Genomic DNA, 19,276 nt, shown 5'->3' with positions numbered 1-19,276 from the left:
GTGACATGTGCGGACTTGTAGGACACGACCATCGTCCTCTAAGATCGCGCCGCGATTAGGTCTGCCTAACCTAAGTCGTTTGGTCGAATCGGGGAACGGCAGGTGGCGAGTGGCGGGGACGCGCAAGCGGCTGGCCGTGCTGACGGGTTCGGCCGTGCTGCTGGTGGCCGCGGCGCTGGCGAGCCTGGCGGCGGGCAGCCGGGGCATCGCGCCCGGCGACGTGCTGCACGCCCTCCTGCATTCCGGCAACGACGACGAGACCTTGATCGTGCGTTCGCTGCGGGTGCCCCGGACGATCGTCGGCGTGGCCGCCGGTGCCGCTCTGGCCGTGGCGGGGGTGCTGATGCAGGCGCTGACGCGCAATCCGCTGGCCGATCCACGGATCATGGGTGTCTCGTCGGGCGCCTCGCTGGGCGTGGTCGTGGCGATCAGCGTTCTCGGGCTGACCACGCTGCGGTCCTACATCTGGTTCGGCGTCGCGGGCGCCGCGCTGGCGGGCGCCTTCGTCTACGCGGTCGCGGCACGCACCCGGGACGGGGCCTCCCCGGTCACGCTGGCGCTGGCCGGGGCGGGCCTGGACGCCTCCCTGACCGGTGTGGTGATCGCCGTTCTCACCCTCAACACCCAGACCTTCGACCAGTACCGGTTCTGGGCGGTCGGGTCCCTGGCGGGGCGGACGGGCGAGGTCGCGCTGTGGGTCCTGCCGTTCGTGGCCGCCGGTGCCGTGATGGCCTTCGGCGTCGCGAGCGGCCTTGACGCGCTCGCCCTGGGCGATGACGTCGCCCGGGGGCTCGGCCGCGATGTGGACAGGGTGCGCATGGTCGCCGCCGTCGCGGCGGTCGTGCTGGCCGGCGCCGCGGTCGCCGCCGCCGGGCCGGTCGGATTCGTCGGGCTCGCCGTGCCGCATCTGGCACGCGGGCTGGTCGGCGCCGCCCACCGCTGGGTGATGGCGGTCTCGCTGCTGCTCGGTCCCGCCCTCCTGCTCACCGCGGACGTGATCGGCCGGGTGGTCGTGCCGCCCGCCGAGGTCAAGGCCGGGGTCGTCACCGCCCTCATCGGCGCGCCGCTGTTGATCCTGCTGGTCCGTCGCGGACGGACGGTGACCGCGTGAGAACGGCCTATCCGGCGGCGGGCAGCACCGTCCTGGCCGCCGGCCCGATGACCTTCGTGCTGCGCCACCGCGCGGCCGTCGTGTTCCTCGTCCTGACCGTGCTCACCGCGGCCGCGGCGGTGCTCTCGCTCGGTGTCGGCAGCACGTACATCGCGCCGGGCGAGGTCATCCGCGCGCTCGCGGGCGACGGCCCCTTCACCGTCGTCGTCCAGAACCTGCGGCTGCCCCGCCTCGTGGTGGCGCTCGCCGTCGGGACCCTGTTCGGACTGTCCGGGGCGCTCCTCCAGTCCATCGCGCGCAACCCTCTGGCCAGCCCGGACGTCGTCGGCATCAGCCAGGGCGCCGGTCTCGCGGCCACCATCGCGGTCAGCGCGGGTGTGGGCGCCGCCTGGCTGGGGCCGCTCGCGCTGCTGGGCGGGCTCGGGGCGGCCGTCGTGGTGTTCCTGGTGTCGCTGCGGTACGGGTTGGCCGCGGAGCGTTTCGTCCTGTGCGGCATCGCCGTCGCCATGGCGGCGAAGGCGCTCACCGAGGTCTTCATCGTCGGGGCCGACCCGATCGACGGGCAACGGGCGCAGATCTTCCTGGCGGGCAGCCTGGCGGGGACGGGATACGACGAGGCCCGCGTCCTGCTGGTCCCGCTGGTCGTGCTGCTGCCGGCCCTGCTGTGGGCGGGCCGGGCGACGGGCACCACGGGACTGGACGACGACGTGGCCCGCGGCCTGGGCGTCCGTGTGGAGCGGCGGCGTCTCGCGCTGGGCGCGATCGCGGTGCTGCTCGCCGCGCTGGCCATCTCGCAGGCGGGCGCCGTCGACTTCGTGGCCCTGGCCGCGGGCCAGCTCGCCCGGCGCACCGTCCGTGCCGAGCGTCCGCCACTGGCCTGTGCCGCGGTCACCGGAGCGCTGCTGACGGTGCTCGCGGACCTCGTCGCACGTACCGCGTTCGCGCCCGTCCAGCTTCCCGTCGGCGTGCTGACCGCCGTCCTCGGCGGCCCCTATCTGCTCTGGCTGCTCCTGCGGAGGACCCGATGACGACCGATGACGTCCGGACCGAGACCAGGACGGAGGCACGCGACCCCGTACGGCTGGCCGCCCGCGACCTCAGCGTCGGATACGGCGACCGGCTCGTCATCGAGGGCCTGGACCTGGAGCTCCCGGCCGGTGCGTTCACCGTGGTCATCGGCCCGAACGCGTGCGGGAAGTCCACGCTGCTGCGGACCCTCGCGCGGTTGCTGTCCCCGCGCCACGGCGCCGCGCTCATCGACGGCGCCGACGTGCACGGCCTCCCCACCCGCGAGCTGGCCCGCCGGATGAGCGTGCTCCCGCAGAGTCCGGTCATCCCGGAGGGGATCAGCGTGGCCGACCTGGTGGCGCGCGGACGGCAGCCGTACCAGCGCTGGTTCCGGCAGTGGAGTACGCAGGACTCGGCGGCGGTCGAGCTCGCGCTGGCCCTCACCGGCCTGACCGACCTGCGGGACAGGGCCGTGGACGCCCTGTCGGGCGGGCAGCGGCAGCGGGTGTGGATCGCCATGACGCTCGCGCAGGACACCGACGCGCTCCTTCTCGACGAACCGACCACCTACCTGGACCTCGCCCACCAGATCGAGGTGCTCGATCTGCTGCGGCGGCTGAACCGGGACGGCGGCCGAACGGTGATCGCCGTACTGCACGACCTCAACCAGGCGTGCCGCTACGCCGACCATCTCGTCGTCATGAAGGCCGGGCGGGTGGTGGACCAGGGCACCCCTGCCGAGGTGATGAACGCCGAGTGCCTGGCCGACGTGTTCGGCCTGGCCGGCGTCGTGGTGCCCTGCCCCGCCACAGGGGCGCCGATGGTGGTGCCGGACGCTCCGGCATAACAGGACAGACGGAGGATGACTGTGATATTCCCTTCACTCACGCGACGGCTTGGCATGACGTTGGCCATCGCGGTGACGAGCGGGCTCGCCTTGACCGCGTGCGGAGGCGGCGGCGCCGACACGGCCGACGGACCGACCCGTCCTGTCAAGCACGCCATGGGCGAGACCCGGGTGCCCGAGCACCCGAAGCGCATCGTGGTCCTTGACCAGGACAAGCTGGACAGCCTCTACACCCTCGGGCTCACCCCGGTCGGCGCCGCGCTGCCGGACCAGGCGTCCGGCATGCCCAAGTACCTGGGCCCCGAGTTCGCCAAGGTGAAGTCCGTTGGCACGCTCCAACAGCCCGACCTGGAGGCGATCGCCGCGCTCAAGCCCGACCTGATCCTGGGGTCGAAGTTCCGCCAGGAGAAGTTCTACGCCGAACTCGCGAAGATCGCCCCCACGGTGTTCACCGAGAGGGTCGGGATCACCTGGAAGGAGAACTTCCAGCTCGACGCCGAGGCGGTCGGCAAGAAGGACGAGGGCCGGCAGAAGCTCCAGCAGTACGAGGCACAGGCCAAGCAACTGGGCCGGCAGCTCGGCGACCCGGCCGCGTTGAAGATCAGCCTCATCCGCTTCCGCCCCGATGAGATCCGCCAGTACGGGCCCGAGTCGTTCGCCGGGATCGTGCTGAACGACATCGGCCTGGGACGCCCGAAGGCCCAACTGCTGGAGGGCAGGGACGACCGCAGGTTCGCCCCGATCAGCCCGGAACGGATCGACCAGGTCGACGGCGACTTCATCTTCGTCAGCGCGTTCGGGCAGAAGGCCGCCGAGCGGCTGTCGACGGTGACCGCCGGCCCGCTGTGGAAGAAGCTGGGCGCCGTGAAGGACGGGCACGTCAAGGTCGTGGACGACGAGATCTGGATGACCGGCATCGGTGTCACGGCCGCCGGAAAGATCCTCGACGACGTCCGGACGTACGTGACGCCCCTCGCCAAAGTCTGACAACGCCCTTTTCCAGGCCGAGGCGCCTCGTCTCCAAACCGCGGGTGGTTTCCGCACGTCGGGCCGACTGGCCGCCGGGGCGTGGTCTACGACGCCTACGGGCCGGACGGGACCCGGGTGGCGGTCAAGGTGCTGCACGGGGCGCGGCAGTCACCCGGGGAACCGGCGCGGATGGCCGTCGAGGTCCGTGCGGCGCAGCGGGTCGCCTCGTTCCGTACCGCCAGGATGCCGGAGGCGCGGCTGGAGCCGCCGCGTCCGGCCCTGGGCCGGCCGGTGCGGGCCGTCAGCCGGCGGACGGGGAGTGAGCACGTGCCAGGCGGCGGCCCAGGAGGCGGCCGAAGGTGAGGGCGGGGGTGACGAGCATGCCGCCGCAGAAGCTGTTCCCGCAGGTGGCGGCGGCGCCGATCACCTCGCCCAGGGCGTACACGCCCGCCATGGGGGTGCCGTCGGTGCGGCGGACGCGGAGGTGCTCGTCGACGTCCAGCCCGGCGAAGGTGACCAGGGTGATGGCGTGGTTCTCCATGGCGAAAAAGGCGGCTCGGCGATGGGCGCGGGTAGGTGGGTGCGGCCAAACTCCGGGTCCCGTCCCTCGGCGACGGCCGTGTTGTAACGCGCCACGGTGGCGGTGAGGCCGTCCGGGTCGATGCCGGCCAGCGCGGCCAGTTCGGGAAGCGTGTCGGCCTTGTGAACGTCGGCGCGGACGCCCGCCTTGGACAGGACGTCCTCGGGGCTCCAGCCGACGACCATGGGGACGGAGTTGCGCCGGGCCCTGTCGTCGAAGACGGTCCAGAAGGTCCCCTCCGTGGACGTGGCGAGCCTGCGTTCCTTGGTGTCGATGCTCGGCTCGTCCTCGGCGACGAAGCGGAGTCCGTGCCGGTCGACGTAGATCTCCCAGGGGAGGCGTTCGGTGGCGACGAGCAGGGGGCGCTCCTCGAAGAACGCCTTGCCGGGCGTCGTGGGGTGGGGGAGGCCGCCGAAGGTCGGCAGATACTGGCCCTGCCCGGCGATCGCCGCGCCCGCCTCCCGCGCGATGACCAGGCCGTCGCCGGTGGACGTGGGATGCGCGGCGCTGACCAGCGTTCCGCCTTCCAGCTCCCGGAACAGGTCGGCGTCCGACGCGAAGCCGCCGGTGGCGAGCACGATCGCCGGGGCCGACACCTCGACCTCGTCCACGCCCGAGCGGAGGACGCCGACGCGGGGGGACTCACTGGAAGCCTCGGTGAGGGAGAAGGCGGTGCTGCGCTGCCACAGCTCGACCCGTCCCGCCGCGATCTGCTCGTCCAGCAGGCGCTTGAGGACGGCGAGGATCGACAGCCCGGCGTCCTTGCCGTAGTAGGTGCGGGGGACGCCGTAGGGCTCGTGGCCGTAGACGAGCCGGGGCGTCTCGGGTGCGAACTCGAAGCCCTGGTCGGCCAGCCATTCGATGGTCTCGGGCGCGTGGCGGGCGGCGAGCTCGACCAGGTCGGCGCGGGCGGTGCCGCCGCTGATCCGCTCGATGTCGGCCAGGTGCGCCTCGACGGAGTCCTCGATGCCGCGCTCGCGCTGGCGCCTGGTGCCCGCCGCCGACATGTGGCCGCCGGTGGGTGTGCAGGGTGCCGCCGATCCTGGAGTCCTTCTCGACCAGCAGCACGCGGGCGCCGAGCGCCGCGGCCTCGATCGCGCAGGGGATGCCCCCGGTGCCGGCTCCGATGATGACGAGGTCGTACCGCTGGGTTCGGCGCATGTCACCCTCTATGTTCCGCAATGAGGAACTGTGTTTCAGTATGGTCGGTTCATGGTGCTCGTCCGTGCGGGGCGGGCGCAAGGACCCGGCGCGTACTCGGAGGTTGCCCATGCCGCTCGGAGCGGTCATCGAGGCCGTGGTCGCCACCTGCGATCCGGCCGCGTCCATCGACTTCCACACCCGGGCGTTCGGCCTGGACGTCCTCGAACGGGACGCGGGCGGCGCGCTGCTGGGCGTCGCGGGATCGCCGACCGGCCGGCTCCGGCTCGCCGCCGCGCCCGGCGCCCCCGCGACCCCGGCCCCCGGATCTGGGACATCGGGCCGCGGCTGCTCGGCATCTACTCCCGCGACCTGGAGCGGACCGCCGCCGCGATCGACGCCGCGGGCGGCACGTCCCGCGACCGCGTGACCTACCCCTACGGTGCCGCGACGCTCAGCGAGTTCGTCGCGCTGGGCGCGGACGGCGTCTGGTGGACGATTCCGCGGGCTGGCGCCGCGCACCGTCCGAGCCCCGCTCTCGAACGCGACGCGCGGCGCCTGCACGGCGAGTTGCACACCGCCGTGCTCGTCCCGGACGACCATGACGCGGCCGTCGCCTTCTTCACCGGGGCGGGCGGCCTGGAGGTCCTGTTCGAGGGCGAGATGTCGGGCGACCCGTTCGACCGGATGACCGGCATGCCGGAGGGCGCGGCGCTGCGGCTGACGTTCCTGGTCGCGCGCGGCCACCCGCCCGCCCGGCTGGAGATCATGTCGTTCCGCGGCGTGGAGGCGGCGGACCGCACCGCGTCCCCGCTCGGCCTGCGCCGCCTGGTGTTCGCGTCCGACGATCCCGGGGGCGACCCTGGACGACCTGGTCAAGGCGGGGGCGACGCGCCTGGACGACACCACGCTGCGCGGCCCGGCCGGGATCGAGCTCCAGGTCAGGCACGCCTGGCTCACGCGAACCACCAGGGAGCCCGGTCCTGCGGATCGCGGATCAGGAAGGAGCGCTGCCGGTAGAAGCGCCGGATGGACGCGGGACCCATCCGCGATCCGCCGAGCCCGGAGGACTTGAAGGCGTTCTTCTCGCCGTCCATCACGAAGCCGGTGAGGGACGCGTCGTTGACGCTGATGCCGCCCGCCTCCAGCCGCAGCCCGATCTCCATGGCGGCCTCGGTGGTGGACGCGAACACGGCGGCCGACAGGCCGTACTCGCTGTCGTTGGCCAGCGCCACGGCCTCGTCGGCGTCCGCGAACGGCATGACCGGCAGGATGGGCCGAACGTCTCCTCCCGCATGACCCGCATGCCGTGGTCGACGCCGGTCAGGACGGTCGGCTCGACGTACGCGCCGCCGCCCAGGACGCGCACCTCGCCGCCGCAGTGGACGGTGGCGCCCCGGGCGACGGCGTCGGCGAGATGGTCCTCGATGATCCCGATCTGCGCGGCGGAGATGACCGGCCCCAGCTAGGGCCAGCCATCCGGGCTGCGCCGCGCGCGCCCGTTCCGCCGCGGCGCCGACCTCCGCGGCGTCGGCGCAGACGAGGGTGTGGTCGATCGCGCCGGTGCGTGGGTCGCGCACGCCGATCGGTCGTCCCATGGACGCCTCCCAAGAGCATGTTCCGATTAATGTGACGATGTTCCGCCACGGGGAGAATGATGGTACGAATAAGTCTGACGTTTTAGCGCCATGACAGAGGACCCGTGGTCGGCACGCACGGCTGGACGCTGCACAGTTGGGCGATCCTGCTGCACATCATCCTGTTCGCCTACTGGCTGGGCGGTGACCTGGGCGTCTTCTACGCCAGCCGGTTCATCCTCAAGCCGGAGCTGTCCGCCGAGGCGCGGGGCGTCGCCGTGAAGGTCATGCACGTGGTGGACATGTCACCGCGGATCTGCCTGGTGCTGTTCCTGCCGAGCGGCGTCACGCTGATGGCCGCCGACGAGCTGGGCCGCGACCTTTTCTACGGATTGCCGCCGGCCGCCGTATGGGTGCTGTCGCTCGCCTGGCTGTGGCTGGTCATCGCCGACTACCGGAGGCGGCCCGGCCGGTTCGGCGACGCCGTCCACCGCACCGACTTCGCCGTACGAGGCGCGCTCGTCGCCGGCCTGCTCGGCGCCGCCGCCTACACCTTCGTGGCGGAGGAGCCGTTCGGCGTCACGTCCAACCCCAAGTGGCTCGCCGGCAAGGTCGCCGCGTACGCGCTGTGCATCGCCGGGGGCCTGATGATCCGGGTGAGGCTGCGGCCGTTCGGCGCCGCCTGGGGCACGCTGCTCGCCAAGGGAAGCAGCCCGGAGGTCGAACGCGACATCCGGGGAGCCGTCCAGGGCAGCATCCCCTATGTCCTGCTCATCTGGGCGCTGGTGGTCGCCGCCGCGGTGCTCGGCGTGGTCAAGCCCGGCACCACCGCGTACTGAACCCGGATGGCACGCTCACTCCGGACGATGACCGAAGCGCTCCGACAGCAGGCGCGTCGTGCGCAGCAGCGCGGCCGCGTGGGCGTCGGTGTCCTCAAGGAACCGCTCGATCGGGCCGCTGACGCTCACGACGGCGATGGGCCGCCCGCTCTGGTCCAGGATCGGGGCGGCCACGGACGCCGCGCCCGCCTGCCGTTCCGCGGTGGAGCGGGCATGGCCGCGGGCACGGATCTCCTCGATCTCGCGCCGCAACCGGGGGACGTTGGTGATGGTGGCCGGGGTGAGCTGCTCCAGCGACGGCTGCGACAGGTAGTGCTCGATCTCCTCGTCCGGCAGGAACGCCAGGAACGCCTTGGAGGACGCGCCCGCGTGCAGCGGATAGGGGACGCCCAGCGTCACCGACATGATGAGCTCGCGGCGCGGCGTCACCTGGTCGATGTAGGAGCGGGTCCAGCCGGAACGCACCGACAGCGTCGCGGTCTCGGCCGTGCGCTCCGACAGCGCGACCAGCTCGGGACGCGCGACCGTCCGCACGTCCATCCGCTCCAGGTACGCCATGCCGAGCTTCATCGCGCCGATGCCGAGCGAGTACCGCCGCGACGACTCGTCCAACTCGATCAGGCCGTGCCGGCGCAGCGACGTGAGGATGCGGTGCACGGCGGCCTTGGACAGCTTGAGCGCGTTGGCGACCTCGGTGACCCCGAGGGTCCGCGACCGCTGCTCGGCGAAGAACATCAGGACGTCGGCCGCGCGCTCCACCGTGGCCGTCGTCTGCCCGCCGCCGCGCCCGCCGTTCCGTTCCTGCTTGGGCACGGGGACCTCGCCGACGTCGGCAGTGCTGGTCATGGGGGTGGATCCTTCCCGATCCCGAGCTGTCACCGGGCGAACCGGAACATGGAGCAGGCGCGCGACCACGGCCCGTTTCACCAGTGTAAAGCCGTTCCGCTCCGCGGGACCCGCTCTGATGGAGAATGCCATGGAGACTCCGCTCGCAGCCGTCGAGGGAATGCTGCAAGCCGTCATCGACCGGGACCTCGACGCCGTGCTCGACGCGTTCTCCGCCGAGCCCGACGCCTACGTCTTCCCTGAGGGGCCGCGCTGGACGACCCGTGGCGGCGACCGCATCGAGCGGGGCTGGCGCGCGTACTTCCAGGCGCCGATTCGGATCGACGGCTTCCGCTGGATCGAGGGCCCGTACCTGTTCGAGCCCGACACGCTCGTCCAGGTCGCCGGGGTCATCGACTACGACGTCCACGGCGACGGCAAGGACGGGCGGCTGCGCATGCGGATGAGCTGGCCGTTCATCAGGAACGGGGAGCGGCTGAACAGTTCGCCCCGCTCACCGGGGCCGACGGGGTTTCCGGCGTCGTCCACGATCCGGATCTCCGTCATGTACCAGGGCCGGCCCACCGACCCGGTGCGGTCGGCGTCGTGCGGACGGCAGTTGGTGACGACGCCCGCCTCCGTGGAGCCGTACAGCTCGTGTACCCCGGCGTGCGGGAACGCGTCCATCACCCATTCCTTCAGGACGGCGGGCGCCCGGTAGGTCAGGCTCCGCCCGCCCTCGATCAGCGCGACGGTGCCCGGCGTGGCGGCGGCGAACTCGCGCACGCCACCGGCCATCGTGAGCGGCGCACCGCCCGGGGACAGTGCCACGAGTCACCTCCATGTTCCGATCATCGGAATAAGATTCCGTATGGCTTATAGAGAGCTTGCCGAGTGCGAGGCCAGTGCGTCAATGCCTGGCCGCTGGAAAGTCTGACGTTTACGATGATCAGTGTGACCGCCGACAGAGGACCCGACCGGCCGACCGCCCCGCTCCCCGCCTACGCCGGGATCGCGGCCGAGCTGCGCGACCGCATCCTCGCCGGGGAGTACAAGCCCGGCGACCGGCTGCCGGTCGAGCCCGAGCTGTCGGCCGAGCACGGGGTCAGCCGCAGCACCGTGCGCGAGGCGCTGCGGCTGCTGGCGAGCCAGAACCTCATCACCACCACGCGCGGCGTGGCGGGCGGCAGCTTCGTGGCCTACCCGCAGCCCGACCAGATCACCGAGTACCTCGCGACCAGCCTCAACCTGCTCGCCTCGGACACCCGGATCACGGTCGGCAAGCTGCTGGAGATCCGGGAGATGCTGGAGGTGCCCGCCGCCGGGCTGGCCGCCGTCCGCGCGGACGACGAGGGCCGGGCCGAGCTGCGGGGCTCGCTGTTCGACCCGGGCTCCGTCGACCCCGTCGAGATCTTCGCCCCGAACCGGCACTTTCACGCCGTCCTGCTGAAGCTGGCGGACAACCCGTTCCTGGAGGTCCTCACGCAGCCGGTGTTCCGGGTGCTCAACGAGCGGTTCCTGCGCCAGGACGCCCCGGACCGGTTCTGGTACGGCGTCGACCGCGACCACCGCGACATCCTCGACCGGATCGAGGCGCGCGACGAGCAGGGCGCCCGCGAGGCGTGCCACGCCCACCTGGAGAACCTGCGCGAGACCTACACCAGCATCGACCGCACCCGCGCGCTCGCCCGGCGGGCCTCGGAATGATCAGGTGATCCTGGTCTCGTTGATCAGGGTGCGCTGGTAGCAGACGCCGTCCCGGATCCACTGCCACACCCGGTTGCGCCTGCGGCCGTCCGCGCTGAGGTGGATCAGCTCGAACAGCCGCAGGTCCTCGCCCTCGGCCTTGTACATCCAGTTCAGGTAGATGACCTGGTCGTCGAGCTGCCAGAACTCGCCGCGCAGCCGGTCGGTGTCGAACACGCAGCGGCCGCCGCCCCGGTAGACGCCGGGGGAGACATGCGTCTCGGTGCGGCCGTCGGGCCAGGTGTACTCGTTGACCTGGTGGTAGTCGTGGTCCTTGCCCTCGGGGAGGGTGCAGGTCAGCAGCGACTCGTGCCGGTCGGTGACCGTTCCCTCGGCGTCGACGTAGGTGTAGGTGCCCTTCCACCGGCCCTCGTGCCGGGCGAGCAGCGGCATGTCCTCGCGGAGCGATCCCATCGAAGTTCCCGCTCCCCTCTGTCAGGAGTCGTCGGTCAGGCGGGCGATCGATTCGCGCTGCCTGCGGTCGAACCACGCGCGTTCGGGGGCGGCGCCGTCCAGGCCGCTCAGCGCCTCGTCCTCGGGTCCGTCCGGGGCGAGCGCGGCCATGTCCCGCCAGCGCTCGATCGGCTCGCCCATGGGGAAGCCGCTGAGCACGTACTCGGGCAGGACGACCAGGCGCAGGTCGGGGCCGACCCAGCGTTTGGCGGCGGCGACCTCGGCGCCGATCCGGGCGATGGACGCGGCCATCGCCTCGCGCGCCGCGGCGGGCGACAGCCCGTTGACGGCCTCGGTCCTGGTCTGTAGCGCGAGGGCCCGGTAGGCGGGTCCCGCGGGAGGCGCGTTCTGGTCCACGGATCGACCCCCCCTTTCGTTGGGGATTGGAACGCCGTTACGCTAAGCGGAATATCTCGCCCATACAAGGGCCTGACTGCCGAAAAGTCAGACCTTCAGGTTCTTGGGGGGCTGCTCACCGCATGAGGATCACCTACGGGCCATGGGGCGAGAAGAACCCGGACAACGGCCCGGCCGGCATGGCCCCGGCCCGGTCGCCGCTCATCGCTCTGGAGGAACTGTGACCACCCGCCGACCCGGCAACGCAGGAACGATCGACGGTGCCCACGAGCGGGACGCCGAGACCACCGGATGAGCGGCGCGACCGGCGGGGCACGGCCGTTCCAAGGACGGCCACGGTCGCGCCGAACCTGTCGGCATCCGAGGGCAACGCAAGCGACCGAGAATCGAGACGAACGTGAGTGAAACGACGCGGGCGCTCCCACGGGCCGGACACGGCGGCCCGGCGGACCCGCTCCTGGAGGCACTGCGCGGCGGCGTGGACGTGCACGACCTGGGCCGTCCGCTGTTCATCGGCATGCCGCAGTCGCCCAACCATCCGGCGTACTGGCATACGCTGCCGCGCAGGCACGGCGACCGGGTCCGCGCGGACGGGGCGTCGGCCGCGAACGACATGCTCGTCATGGGCACGCATGTCGGCACGCACATCGACGCGCTGGCGCACGTGTCCCAGGACGGGCGGCTTTATGGCGGCGCCGACGCGGCACAGGCGGGCGTGGGCGGCCGGTACCTGGAACACGGCGTGCACACCATCGAGCCGATGGTCCGCCGTGGCGTGCTGCTGGACGTGCCGGCCGCGCTCGGCCTGGACTCCTGCGCACCCGGCTACGAGATCACCCCGGCCGACCTCGACCGGACGGTGGAGCGGCAGGGCACCTCGCCGGGCGCGGGCGATGTCGTGCTGATCCGCAGCGGGTGGGGGCGTCTCTTCGACGCGCCCGACCCCGCCACCTACGTCGGCGCCGACAGCGGCGTCCCCGGCGTGGGGGAGGACGGCGCGCGCTGGCTGGCGAGCCGCGACGTGCACGCCGCCGGGGCCGACACCATCGCGTTCGAACGCCTCCCGCCGGGCCAGGGCCACAGCCTGCTGCCCGCCCATCGGGTGCTGCTGGTGGAGTCCGGCATCTACATCATCGAGACGCTCGACCTGGAGGGTCTGGCCGCCGCCGGGGTGCACGAGTTCACGTTCGTGCTGTCGCCGCTGCCGCTGGTCGGCGCCACCGGGTCGCCTGTCCGCCCGCTCGCCCTCGTGGGCCACACCGGGGAGGGCGCCGATGGGTGAGCAGGAGCCCCTTGCCGTCGTTCTGGCGCGGTTCGCCGCCGAGACGACCTTCGGCGACCTGCCGCCGGAGGTCGTGGACAGCGTCCGCCGGCGGGTGCTGGACATCCTCGGCCTGTGCGTCGCCTCGCAGGGCCTTCCCACCAGCAAGGCCATCGTCGCGTACGTCCGCGACCAGGGCGGTGCCGCGCAGGCCCAGGTCGTCGGCGGCGGCCCGGGCAAGGTCCCGGCCGCGCAGGCCGCGCTCGCCAACGGGGTCCTGGCGCACTCGCTGGACTACGACGACACGCACCTGCCGTCCGTCCTGCACCCCAGCGCGTGCGTCGTCCCGGCCGCGCTGGCCGCCGCCGAGCTGACCGGCGCGGACGGACGGGAGCTGATCAGGGCCGTCGCGCTCGGCCTTGAGATCTGCGTCCGGATCGGCATGGCGGGCTACGATGCCGAGGCGGGCAACTCGATCTTCTTCGAGCACGGGCAGCACGCCACGTCCATCTGCGGTGCCCTCGGCGGGGCCGTCGCGGCGGGCGTCCTGATGGGGCTCTCGCAGGACCGGCTGCTGGACTGCCTGGGAGTCGCCGCGTCCATGGCGTCGGGGCTGATCGAGGCCAACCGGACCGGCGGCACCGTCAAGCGGCTGCACTGCGGCTGGGCCGCGCACTCCGCCGTCACGGCCGCCGACCTGGTGCGGCGCGGCTTCACCGGTCCGCCGACCGTGCTGGAGGGACGGTTCGGCTTCTTCGAGGCGTTCCTGCGCGGCCGGTTCGACGCCAAGGAGATCACCGGCGGGCTCGGCACCGAGTGGCACGTTCCGGGGATCTTCTTCAAGCCGTATCCGGCCAACCACTTCACCCACGCCGCCGTGGACGCCGCGATCGCGCTTCGAGAGAAGGGCCTGCCGCCGGAGAAGGTCGAGTCGGTGACGCTGGGCGTCCCGGCCCCGGTCATCCGGACGATCGGGCAGCCGATCGAGGTCAAACGCGCCCCCGAGACCGGCTACCAGGCCCAGTTCAGCGGCCCGTACGCGGTGGCGGTCGGGCTGCTGGGCGGGGGCGGGCTGGGCGCCGCGCTGACCGACTACACCGACGAGCTGGCCCGCGACCCGCGCCGCCGCGCTCTGATGGCCCGGGTCGAGGTGGTGGCCGACAGGCGATGCACCGAGATCTTCCCGATGCGGTTCCCGGCGGTGCTGACCGTCCGGGACACCGAGGGACGGGTGTGGCGGCACGAGGCCCTCACCAACCGGGGCGGCCCCGACCGTCCCCTGTCCGACGCGGAGCTGATCCGCAAGTTCCGCGACAACACCGCCGGGTGGCTGCCGGAGGACGCCGCCGCCACGGTGGTCCGGCGGGTGCGCGGGCTGGAAGGGCTCCCGCGGGCCGCCGAACCCCTGCTCGGCCCGTTGACCGAGCTCGCAGCCGCGACATTGGAGGAGACCCCGTGAGCACCCACGACCTTGTGATCAAGAACGTCCGGGTCGTCACCCACGACGCCGACGACCCGGCCCCCGCCGACATCGGCATCGCCGCCGGGCGCATCGTGACGGTCGCGCCCGGCATCCCGGTCGACGGCGTCCCCGAGGTGGTCGACGGCAAGGGCCGCCTCGCGTTCCCCGGTGTGGTGGACGCCCATCAGCACTGGGGCATCTACAACCCGCTCGCCGACGACACGGTGTCCGAGAGCCGCGCCTGCGCGCAGGGCGGGGTGACCTCGGCCATCACTTACATGCGGACCGGCCAGTACTACCTCAACAAGGGCGGCGACTACGCCGACTTCTTCCCCGAGGTGCTGGAGGCCGCACAGGGACGGGCGCACGTCGACTACGCCTTCCACCTGGCGCCCATGTCGAGCCGCCACATCGAGGAGATCCCCGACCTCATCGAGCGGCACGGCGTCACCTCGTTCAAGATCTTCATGTTCTACGGCGGTCACGGGCTGCACGGCCGCTCGTCCGACCAGAGCTCGTTCCTGATGATCCCGGAGGGCGAGCGGTACGACTACGCGCACTTCGAGTTCGTGATGCGCGGCGCCCAGGCCGCCCGCGAGCGGTTCCCCGAGCTGGCGGACGAGATCTCGGTGTCGCTGCACTGCGAGACCGCCGAGATCATGACGGCCTACACCAGGCTGGTGGAGGAGGCCGGCGACCTCACCGGGCTGGCCGCCTACAGCGCGTCCCGCCCGCCGCACTCGGAGGGGCTGGCCGTCTCCATCGCGGCCTACCTGGCGCACGAGACGGGCCTGCCGACCATCAACCTGCTGCACCTGTCGTCCCGCAAGGCCGTGGACGCCGCCGTGCGGATGTCGCGGGCGTTCCCGCACATCGACTTCCGCCGCGAGGTGACCGTCGGGCACCTGCTGGCCGACATCGACACCGCGTCCGGCATCGGCGGCAAGGTCAACCCGCCGCTGCGTCCCCGGGAGGACGTCGAGGCGCTGTGGGAGTACGTCCTGGACGGAACGGTCGACTGGGTCGTCAGCGACCATGCCTGCTGCCGGGACGAGTTGAAGTTCGGCGACCCCAGGGACGATGTGTTCCTCGCAAAGTCGGGCTTCGGCGGCGCCGAGTACCTGCTGCCCGGGATGGTGGGCGAAGGGCGCAAGCGGGGGCTGTCGTACGGGCGTATCGCCGCTCTGACGTCCTGGAACCCCGCGAGGCGGTACGGCCTGCGCGGCAAGGGGGCCATCGCGCCCGGCTACGACGCCGACGTGGCCCTGGTCGACGCGGACCACACCTGGACGGTGCGGGCGGCCGACTCCGAGTCCACCCAGGAGTACACGCCGTTCGAGGGCTTCGAGCTGACGGCCCGTGTCACCGACACGTTCGTCCGGGGCCATCGCGTCCTGTCGGATGGCAAGGTCACCGGATCCCAGATCGGCCGCTACCTGTCCCGGCCGTACGCCCATGACTGAGCTCACGAGGTCGGCGCTGTACGTGCCCGGCGACCAGCCGGGCATGCTGGCCAAGGCCCTGGACAGGGGCGCCGACTCCCTCATCGTCGACCTGGAGGACGCCGTCCCGCTCCATGCCAAGGAACGGGCGAGGGAGCAGGTGGCCGAGTGGCTGAAAGGGTTGCCCGACACCGTCCGGCCGCAAATCTGGGTGCGCATCAATCCCGGCGAACGCGGCCTGGAAGACACCCGCGCGGTCGCCCTTCCCAAGGTCACCGGCCTGTGCCTGGCCAAGGCGGAAACTCCGGCGGAAATAGCGGCCCTTGACCGGGTGTTGTCCGACGCCCCCTGGATAGCGTTGACCCCGCTGATAGAGAGCGCGAAAGCGGTGCTGGACGCACCCGCGCTGGCGGCGGCCCCGAGGGTCGTCCGCCTCCAGCTCGGCGAGGCCGACCTGCGGGCCGACCTGGGCGTCGACCCGAGCCCGGATGACCGTGAGCTCCTGTGGGCCAGGTCCCAGGTGGTGCTGGCCTCGGCCGCCGCCGGAATTGCGCCGCCGATGGCGCCGGTCAGCACAGAGTTCCGGGACACCGAATTCCTGCGCCGCTCCACCGAGGCGCTGCGCCGTCTCGGGTTTTACGGAAGGGCCTGCATTCACCCGGCCCAAGTGGATGTGGTGCACGAGGTATTCACCCCCTCTCCCGAAGAGGTGGAGAAGGCCCGCACCCTTGTCGAACGCTTTGAGAATTCCTCCTCCGGCGTTCTGTTGGACGACCAGGGCCGGATGGTGGACGAGGCCGTGATCCGCGCGGCCCGCCGCGTCCTGTCGGCCCGATCCTGACGGTCACCATCTGATACCGGCCCGCCACCGGGCGGCGATCGCCCCCGGTGGCGGGTGGCCAGGTCCACCGCCCACCCCGACACTATGGGTCCCGAAGTATCTGGGCGGCACACTCTTGACAGCGCTCGTGGCGCGGATCACTATGGGTCCCTAAGTATCGCCCATGGCGGCCACTGGAGCGTGGAATTCGTGACCGATGACGAGCAGATTCCCGAGATAGATCCGACCGCTCATCTATTGGTCGTCGTGGCGGCACGTCTGAATCGGCTGACCAACAAAGTGCTCAGCCAGCTCGATATTCCGCTGACCTACCGCCAGCATCGGCTGCTCTACCGGGTGAGCAAGGGGACGACCTCCCTGGCCGAGCTCGCCTCGTACGGGAACCTGACGCTGCCGACGGTGTCGGAGAGCCTCGACGGCCTCGTCCGCCGCGGGCTGCTCATCCGCAGGCCCGCGCCCCAGGACCGGCGGCAACGCCATCTCGAGCTGAGCGATCTCGGGCGCTCGGCGTGCACGGCCGGGCAACTGGCGCTCGGCAAGATCATGGAGGACCTGATCAACGACCTTCCCCCAGAGCACCGGGAGGTCCTGCACGAAACGCTCGCGTCCGTCTACGACGCGGCCACGACCCACTTCAAGGCGGACCGCTCCGGCTAGCCGGCCCCCTCAAGCATTCGCGCTCACGTCGCACACGGCGTCTCCCGCCACGCCATCGTCCCTCATCCCCGTACTCGTCAGACCACCCCGACGGGACGCCTTGCCCGCTCACGCGGGTCACGCGATGACCGGACGGCGCCCCGGCCCGACGTAAAGGAAACGCTCATGAGGTACTTCACTCGGCTACGGGCCGGCCTCGCGGCGCTGTGCGCGCTCGGCCTCACCACCACCGCCCTCGCCGCCTGCGGTGAGGGGGGAGCGGGCGGCGACGCGGCCAAAGCCTGCACGGAGGGCCTGCCGGCCGGCACCCAGACGGTGCGGCTCGGAGTGCAGCCCGGCGCCCAGGACCTGATCACCTTCGTGATGCAGAACCAGGGCTTCGACGACAAGTACAAGCTCAAGCTCGACATCAAGAAGTTCCAGAACCCCTCCGGCCTGCACGCCGCGATCGGCGAGAAGGTGGTGGACATCGGGTTCGGCGGGCTCACCGCGATGGCGGTGGCGCGGGCCCGGGGCCGCGGCACGGTGATCTTCAACGTCCTCACCGGCCCGTCCAACATCGTCTTCGTCCGCAAGGACTCGCCCATCGCGTCCTTCGCCGATCTGAAGGGCAAGAAGCTGGGCGCCTTCGGCGGGCGGAGCAGCGCCACGTTCGGCATCCAGTCCGTGGTGGCGCGGGAGACCTACGGCATCGAGAACCTCGGCAAGGACGTGGACATCCTGGACGCGCCCGACTCGGCGCTGATGGGGCTGCTGGACCAGGGCCGGGTGGACGCCGCGCTGGTGGGCACCACCGCCACCGTCAAGGCGCTGCTGTCCGGCAAGTACCGGGCGCTCTCGGACATGGCCGACGACTACACCAAGAAGTTCGGCCGCCCGCCCGGTCATGTCACGCTCGCGTCCAACGACGACTACGCGAACGAGCACTGCGGCGTCCTGAAGGCGTTCTCCGGCGCGCTGGCCGAGTCGCTGGCGTTCCTGCAGAAGGACGACGCGATCTGGGCCACCTACGCCAAGCAGATCGAGATCGACGACCCGAGGGCGCCCGCGATGCTCAAGCAGCGCGTCGGCAGCCGCTACATCACCAAGTGGGACGACGCCCAGGTCAAGGCGGAGACCACGCTGATCCAGCGGCTGATCCCGGTGCTGGGTGAGGACGCGTTCGTGTCCGAGGTGCCCAAGGGCCTGTTCCGCACCGACCTTCAGGTGGCGCGGTCATGAACGTGAGGCGTGCGCGCACCGCTCCGGGTCAGTCCGCCCGCGACAGGGTGAACGGCCTGCTGACGAAGGAAGGCACCGCGACCGCCGACCGCGCGGAGACGGGGGTGAACGATCCGCTCGCGAGCGACGCGCCCGCCAAGGCCGCGCTGGGGGAGATCGCTCCGCCGCCCCGGAGATCCATGCAGAGCCTGCGCCGCCGGGCGCTGTCGCTGGTCTGCCTGGTCGCCCTCTGGTGGGTGCTGTCGCTGTTCTTCAGCGAGAGCGTCCTGCCCGGCCCGGTGGACGTCAGCGACGCGTTGTGGCGCAACGTGCAGGACGGCGCCACCTACTTCCACCTCTACAAGACGGTGCTGCGGGTGGTCGCCGGGATGGCGATCGCGGTGCTCGCCAGCCTGATGATCGGCCTGATCATGGGGCTGTCGAGGTTCGGCGAGCAGTTCCTGGACTCCTGGGTGATGGTGGCGTTCACCGTGCCCTCGGTGGTCTACGGCATCCTGGCCATCCTGTGGTTCGGGCTGAACGACTTCGCCGCGATCATCGCGATCGGGGTCACCGCCACCCCCGCCGTGGCGATCAACATCTGGCAGGGCGTCAAGGCGATCGACACCTCGCTGGTCCACATGGGCGAGGCGTTCCACTTCTCCCGTGCCTCGATCCTGCGCAAGATCGTGATCCCTCAGCTCGTGCCGTACATCCTGGCGGCGCTGCGGTACGCGCTGGGCACCGCCTGGAAGATCGCCACCGTGGTCGAGCTGATCGGCCTGTCCAGCGGCGTCGGCTACCAGCTCCACTACTGGTTCGGCCTGTTCAACATGACCCAGGTGCTGGCCTGGACGATCGCGTTCACCGTGGTCCTGCTGCTGATCGAGTACGTGGTCCTCAAGCCGATCGAGGTCTATCTGACCCGCTGGCGGCCGAGCGTGCAGGGCTAGGAGGGAGC

General features: G+C 71.6%; 20 protein-coding genes and 3 pseudogenes. 15 read left to right on the top strand and 8 right to left on the bottom strand.

Features of this window, described 5'->3' with window-relative positions:
- Positions 1-79: 79 nt before the first annotated feature.
- The 4 genes from QSK21_RS19945 to QSK21_RS19930 are packed head-to-tail and all read left to right on the top strand — an operon-like array spanning position 80 to position 3,953.
- A complete protein-coding gene (locus tag QSK21_RS19945) occupies positions 80-1,111 on the top strand; it encodes a FecCD family ABC transporter permease (RefSeq protein ID WP_285697826.1) in 1,032 nt (343 codons plus the stop codon).
- Positions 1,108-2,139: a FecCD family ABC transporter permease gene (locus tag QSK21_RS19940; protein ID WP_285697823.1), complete on the top strand. Its 1,032-nt coding sequence runs from the start codon at positions 1,108-1,110 to the stop codon at positions 2,137-2,139. The genes QSK21_RS19945 and QSK21_RS19940 overlap by 4 nt, the downstream gene beginning before the upstream one ends.
- Positions 2,136-2,966 (top strand): ABC transporter ATP-binding protein, encoded by an 831-nt coding sequence (locus tag QSK21_RS19935; RefSeq protein ID WP_285697820.1) that lies wholly within the window; start codon positions 2,136-2,138, stop codon positions 2,964-2,966. Before QSK21_RS19940 ends, QSK21_RS19935 begins: the two co-directional genes overlap by 4 nt.
- 54 nt (positions 2,967-3,020) lie before the next feature.
- Positions 3,021-3,953 carry an ABC transporter substrate-binding protein gene (locus QSK21_RS19930; protein ID WP_285697819.1) on the top strand — a complete coding sequence of 311 codons (933 nt, stop codon included), beginning with the start codon at positions 3,021-3,023 and terminating at the stop codon, positions 3,951-3,953.
- A 283-nt stretch (positions 3,954-4,236) separates the two neighbouring features.
- Here the strand turns inward: QSK21_RS19930 and QSK21_RS19925 are convergent, their stop codons facing one another.
- The 3 genes and pseudogenes from QSK21_RS19925 to QSK21_RS36155 all read right to left on the bottom strand — a co-directional run.
- A complete protein-coding gene (locus tag QSK21_RS19925; RefSeq protein ID WP_285697979.1) occupies positions 4,237-4,380 on the bottom strand; it encodes a hypothetical protein in 144 nt (47 codons plus the stop codon).
- Positions 4,381-5,522: pseudogene (locus QSK21_RS19920) on the bottom strand (FAD-binding protein); the annotation flags it as partial. It lies immediately after the preceding gene.
- A gap of 13 nt (positions 5,523-5,535) precedes the next feature.
- Positions 5,536-5,676 (bottom strand): annotated as a pseudogene (locus tag QSK21_RS36155) (FAD-dependent oxidoreductase); the annotation flags it as partial.
- 109 nt (positions 5,677-5,785) lie between these two features.
- Between QSK21_RS36155 and QSK21_RS19915 the strand changes: the two are divergent.
- Together QSK21_RS19915 and QSK21_RS19910 are read left to right on the top strand one after the other, a co-directional pair.
- Entirely contained in the window at positions 5,786-6,085 is a 300-nt protein-coding gene (locus QSK21_RS19915; RefSeq protein ID WP_285697816.1) for a VOC family protein, read from the top strand.
- Positions 6,082-6,675, top strand: a complete 594-nt coding sequence (locus QSK21_RS19910) for a VOC family protein (protein ID WP_285697815.1) — start codon at positions 6,082-6,084, stop codon at positions 6,673-6,675. Before QSK21_RS19915 ends, QSK21_RS19910 begins: the two co-directional genes overlap by 4 nt.
- Here QSK21_RS19910 and QSK21_RS19905 read toward each other — a convergent pair.
- Positions 6,612-7,084, bottom strand: a pseudogene (locus QSK21_RS19905) (aldehyde dehydrogenase family protein). The gene QSK21_RS19910 and the pseudogene QSK21_RS19905 overlap by 64 nt on opposite strands.
- A gap of 273 nt (positions 7,085-7,357) precedes the next feature.
- Here QSK21_RS19905 and QSK21_RS19900 point away from each other — a divergent pair.
- Complete coding sequence (locus QSK21_RS19900; protein ID WP_285697813.1) at positions 7,358-8,071, top strand: hypothetical protein; 714 nt, start codon at positions 7,358-7,360, stop codon at positions 8,069-8,071.
- A gap of 15 nt (positions 8,072-8,086) precedes the next feature.
- On the opposite strand, the gene QSK21_RS19895 is transcribed toward QSK21_RS19900, so the two are convergent.
- Complete coding sequence (locus QSK21_RS19895; RefSeq protein ID WP_285697812.1) at positions 8,087-8,917, bottom strand: IclR family transcriptional regulator; 831 nt, start codon at positions 8,915-8,917, stop codon at positions 8,087-8,089.
- Between the two features lie 396 nt (positions 8,918-9,313).
- Entirely contained in the window at positions 9,314-9,583 is a 270-nt protein-coding gene (locus tag QSK21_RS19890) for an AMP-binding protein (protein WP_285697977.1), read from the bottom strand.
- Between the two features lie 267 nt (positions 9,584-9,850).
- Between QSK21_RS19890 and QSK21_RS19885 the strand changes: the two genes are divergently transcribed.
- Entirely contained in the window at positions 9,851-10,603 is a 753-nt protein-coding gene (locus QSK21_RS19885) for a FadR/GntR family transcriptional regulator (protein WP_285697809.1), read from the top strand.
- On the opposite strand, the gene QSK21_RS19880 is transcribed toward QSK21_RS19885, so the two are convergent.
- Both QSK21_RS19880 and QSK21_RS19875 read right to left on the bottom strand, forming a co-directional pair.
- Positions 10,604-11,056 (bottom strand): DUF3598 family protein, encoded by a 453-nt coding sequence (locus QSK21_RS19880; RefSeq protein ID WP_285697808.1) that lies wholly within the window; start codon positions 11,054-11,056, stop codon positions 10,604-10,606.
- 21 nt (positions 11,057-11,077) lie between these two features.
- Positions 11,078-11,452 (bottom strand): carbon-nitrogen hydrolase family protein, encoded by a 375-nt coding sequence (locus QSK21_RS19875; protein WP_285697806.1) that lies wholly within the window; start codon positions 11,450-11,452, stop codon positions 11,078-11,080.
- Between the two features lie 397 nt (positions 11,453-11,849).
- On the opposite strand from QSK21_RS19875, the gene QSK21_RS19870 reads away from it, so the two are divergent.
- From QSK21_RS19870 to QSK21_RS19840, 7 genes are all read left to right on the top strand, one after another.
- A complete protein-coding gene (locus QSK21_RS19870) occupies positions 11,850-12,734 on the top strand; it encodes a cyclase family protein (RefSeq protein ID WP_285697803.1) in 885 nt (294 codons plus the stop codon).
- On the top strand, positions 12,727-14,172 hold the full coding sequence (locus tag QSK21_RS19865) for an MmgE/PrpD family protein (RefSeq protein ID WP_285697801.1): 1,446 nt from the start codon (positions 12,727-12,729) through the stop codon (positions 14,170-14,172). The genes QSK21_RS19870 and QSK21_RS19865 overlap by 8 nt, the downstream gene beginning before the upstream one ends.
- Entirely contained in the window at positions 14,169-15,638 is a 1,470-nt protein-coding gene (locus QSK21_RS19860; RefSeq protein ID WP_285697800.1) for a dihydroorotase, read from the top strand. Before QSK21_RS19865 ends, QSK21_RS19860 begins: the two co-directional genes overlap by 4 nt.
- Positions 15,631-16,458 (top strand): HpcH/HpaI aldolase/citrate lyase family protein, encoded by an 828-nt coding sequence (locus QSK21_RS19855; protein ID WP_285697799.1) that lies wholly within the window; start codon positions 15,631-15,633, stop codon positions 16,456-16,458. The genes QSK21_RS19860 and QSK21_RS19855 overlap by 8 nt, the downstream gene beginning before the upstream one ends.
- Positions 16,459-16,704: 246 nt before the next feature.
- Positions 16,705-17,115 carry a MarR family winged helix-turn-helix transcriptional regulator gene (locus QSK21_RS19850; protein WP_285697797.1) on the top strand — a complete coding sequence of 137 codons (411 nt, stop codon included), beginning with the start codon at positions 16,705-16,707 and terminating at the stop codon, positions 17,113-17,115.
- Between the two features lie 165 nt (positions 17,116-17,280).
- Entirely contained in the window at positions 17,281-18,336 is a 1,056-nt protein-coding gene (locus QSK21_RS19845) for an ABC transporter substrate-binding protein (RefSeq protein WP_285697795.1), read from the top strand.
- Positions 18,333-19,268 carry an ABC transporter permease gene (locus QSK21_RS19840; RefSeq protein WP_285697793.1) on the top strand — a complete coding sequence of 312 codons (936 nt, stop codon included), beginning with the start codon at positions 18,333-18,335 and terminating at the stop codon, positions 19,266-19,268. Before QSK21_RS19845 ends, QSK21_RS19840 begins: the two co-directional genes overlap by 4 nt.
- Positions 19,269-19,276 lie beyond the last annotated feature (8 nt).

The sequence above is a fragment of the Actinomadura sp. NBRC 104412 genome (assembly GCF_030269515.1).
Taxonomy (GTDB): Bacteria; Actinomycetota; Actinomycetes; order Streptosporangiales; family Streptosporangiaceae; genus Spirillospora.
The sequence above is the reverse complement of the archived record's forward strand: the minus strand, read 5'-3'. Positions and strand labels throughout refer to the sequence as shown.

Coding starts and splice junctions, on each gene's coding strand:
- QSK21_RS19935 (WP_285697820.1), top strand. CDS start 2,136: ATGACGACCGATGACGTCCGGACCGAGACCAGGACGGAGGCACGCGAC.
- QSK21_RS19930 (WP_285697819.1), top strand. CDS start 3,021: ATGACGTTGGCCATCGCGGTGACGAGCGGGCTCGCCTTGACCGCGTGC.
- QSK21_RS19915 (WP_285697816.1), top strand. CDS start 5,786: ATGCCGCTCGGAGCGGTCATCGAGGCCGTGGTCGCCACCTGCGATCCG.
- QSK21_RS19895 (WP_285697812.1), bottom strand. CDS start 8,917: ATGACCAGCACTGCCGACGTCGGCGAGGTCCCCGTGCCCAAGCAGGAA.
- QSK21_RS19890 (WP_285697977.1), bottom strand. CDS start 9,583: ATGGACGCGTTCCCGCACGCCGGGGTACACGAGCTGTACGGCTCCACG.
- QSK21_RS19880 (WP_285697808.1), bottom strand. CDS start 11,056: ATGGGATCGCTCCGCGAGGACATGCCGCTGCTCGCCCGGCACGAGGGC.
- QSK21_RS19865 (WP_285697801.1), top strand. CDS start 12,727: ATGGGTGAGCAGGAGCCCCTTGCCGTCGTTCTGGCGCGGTTCGCCGCC.
- QSK21_RS19855 (WP_285697799.1), top strand. CDS start 15,631: ATGACTGAGCTCACGAGGTCGGCGCTGTACGTGCCCGGCGACCAGCCG.
- QSK21_RS19845 (WP_285697795.1), top strand. CDS start 17,281: ATGAGGTACTTCACTCGGCTACGGGCCGGCCTCGCGGCGCTGTGCGCG.
- QSK21_RS19840 (WP_285697793.1), top strand. CDS start 18,333: ATGAACGTGAGGCGTGCGCGCACCGCTCCGGGTCAGTCCGCCCGCGAC.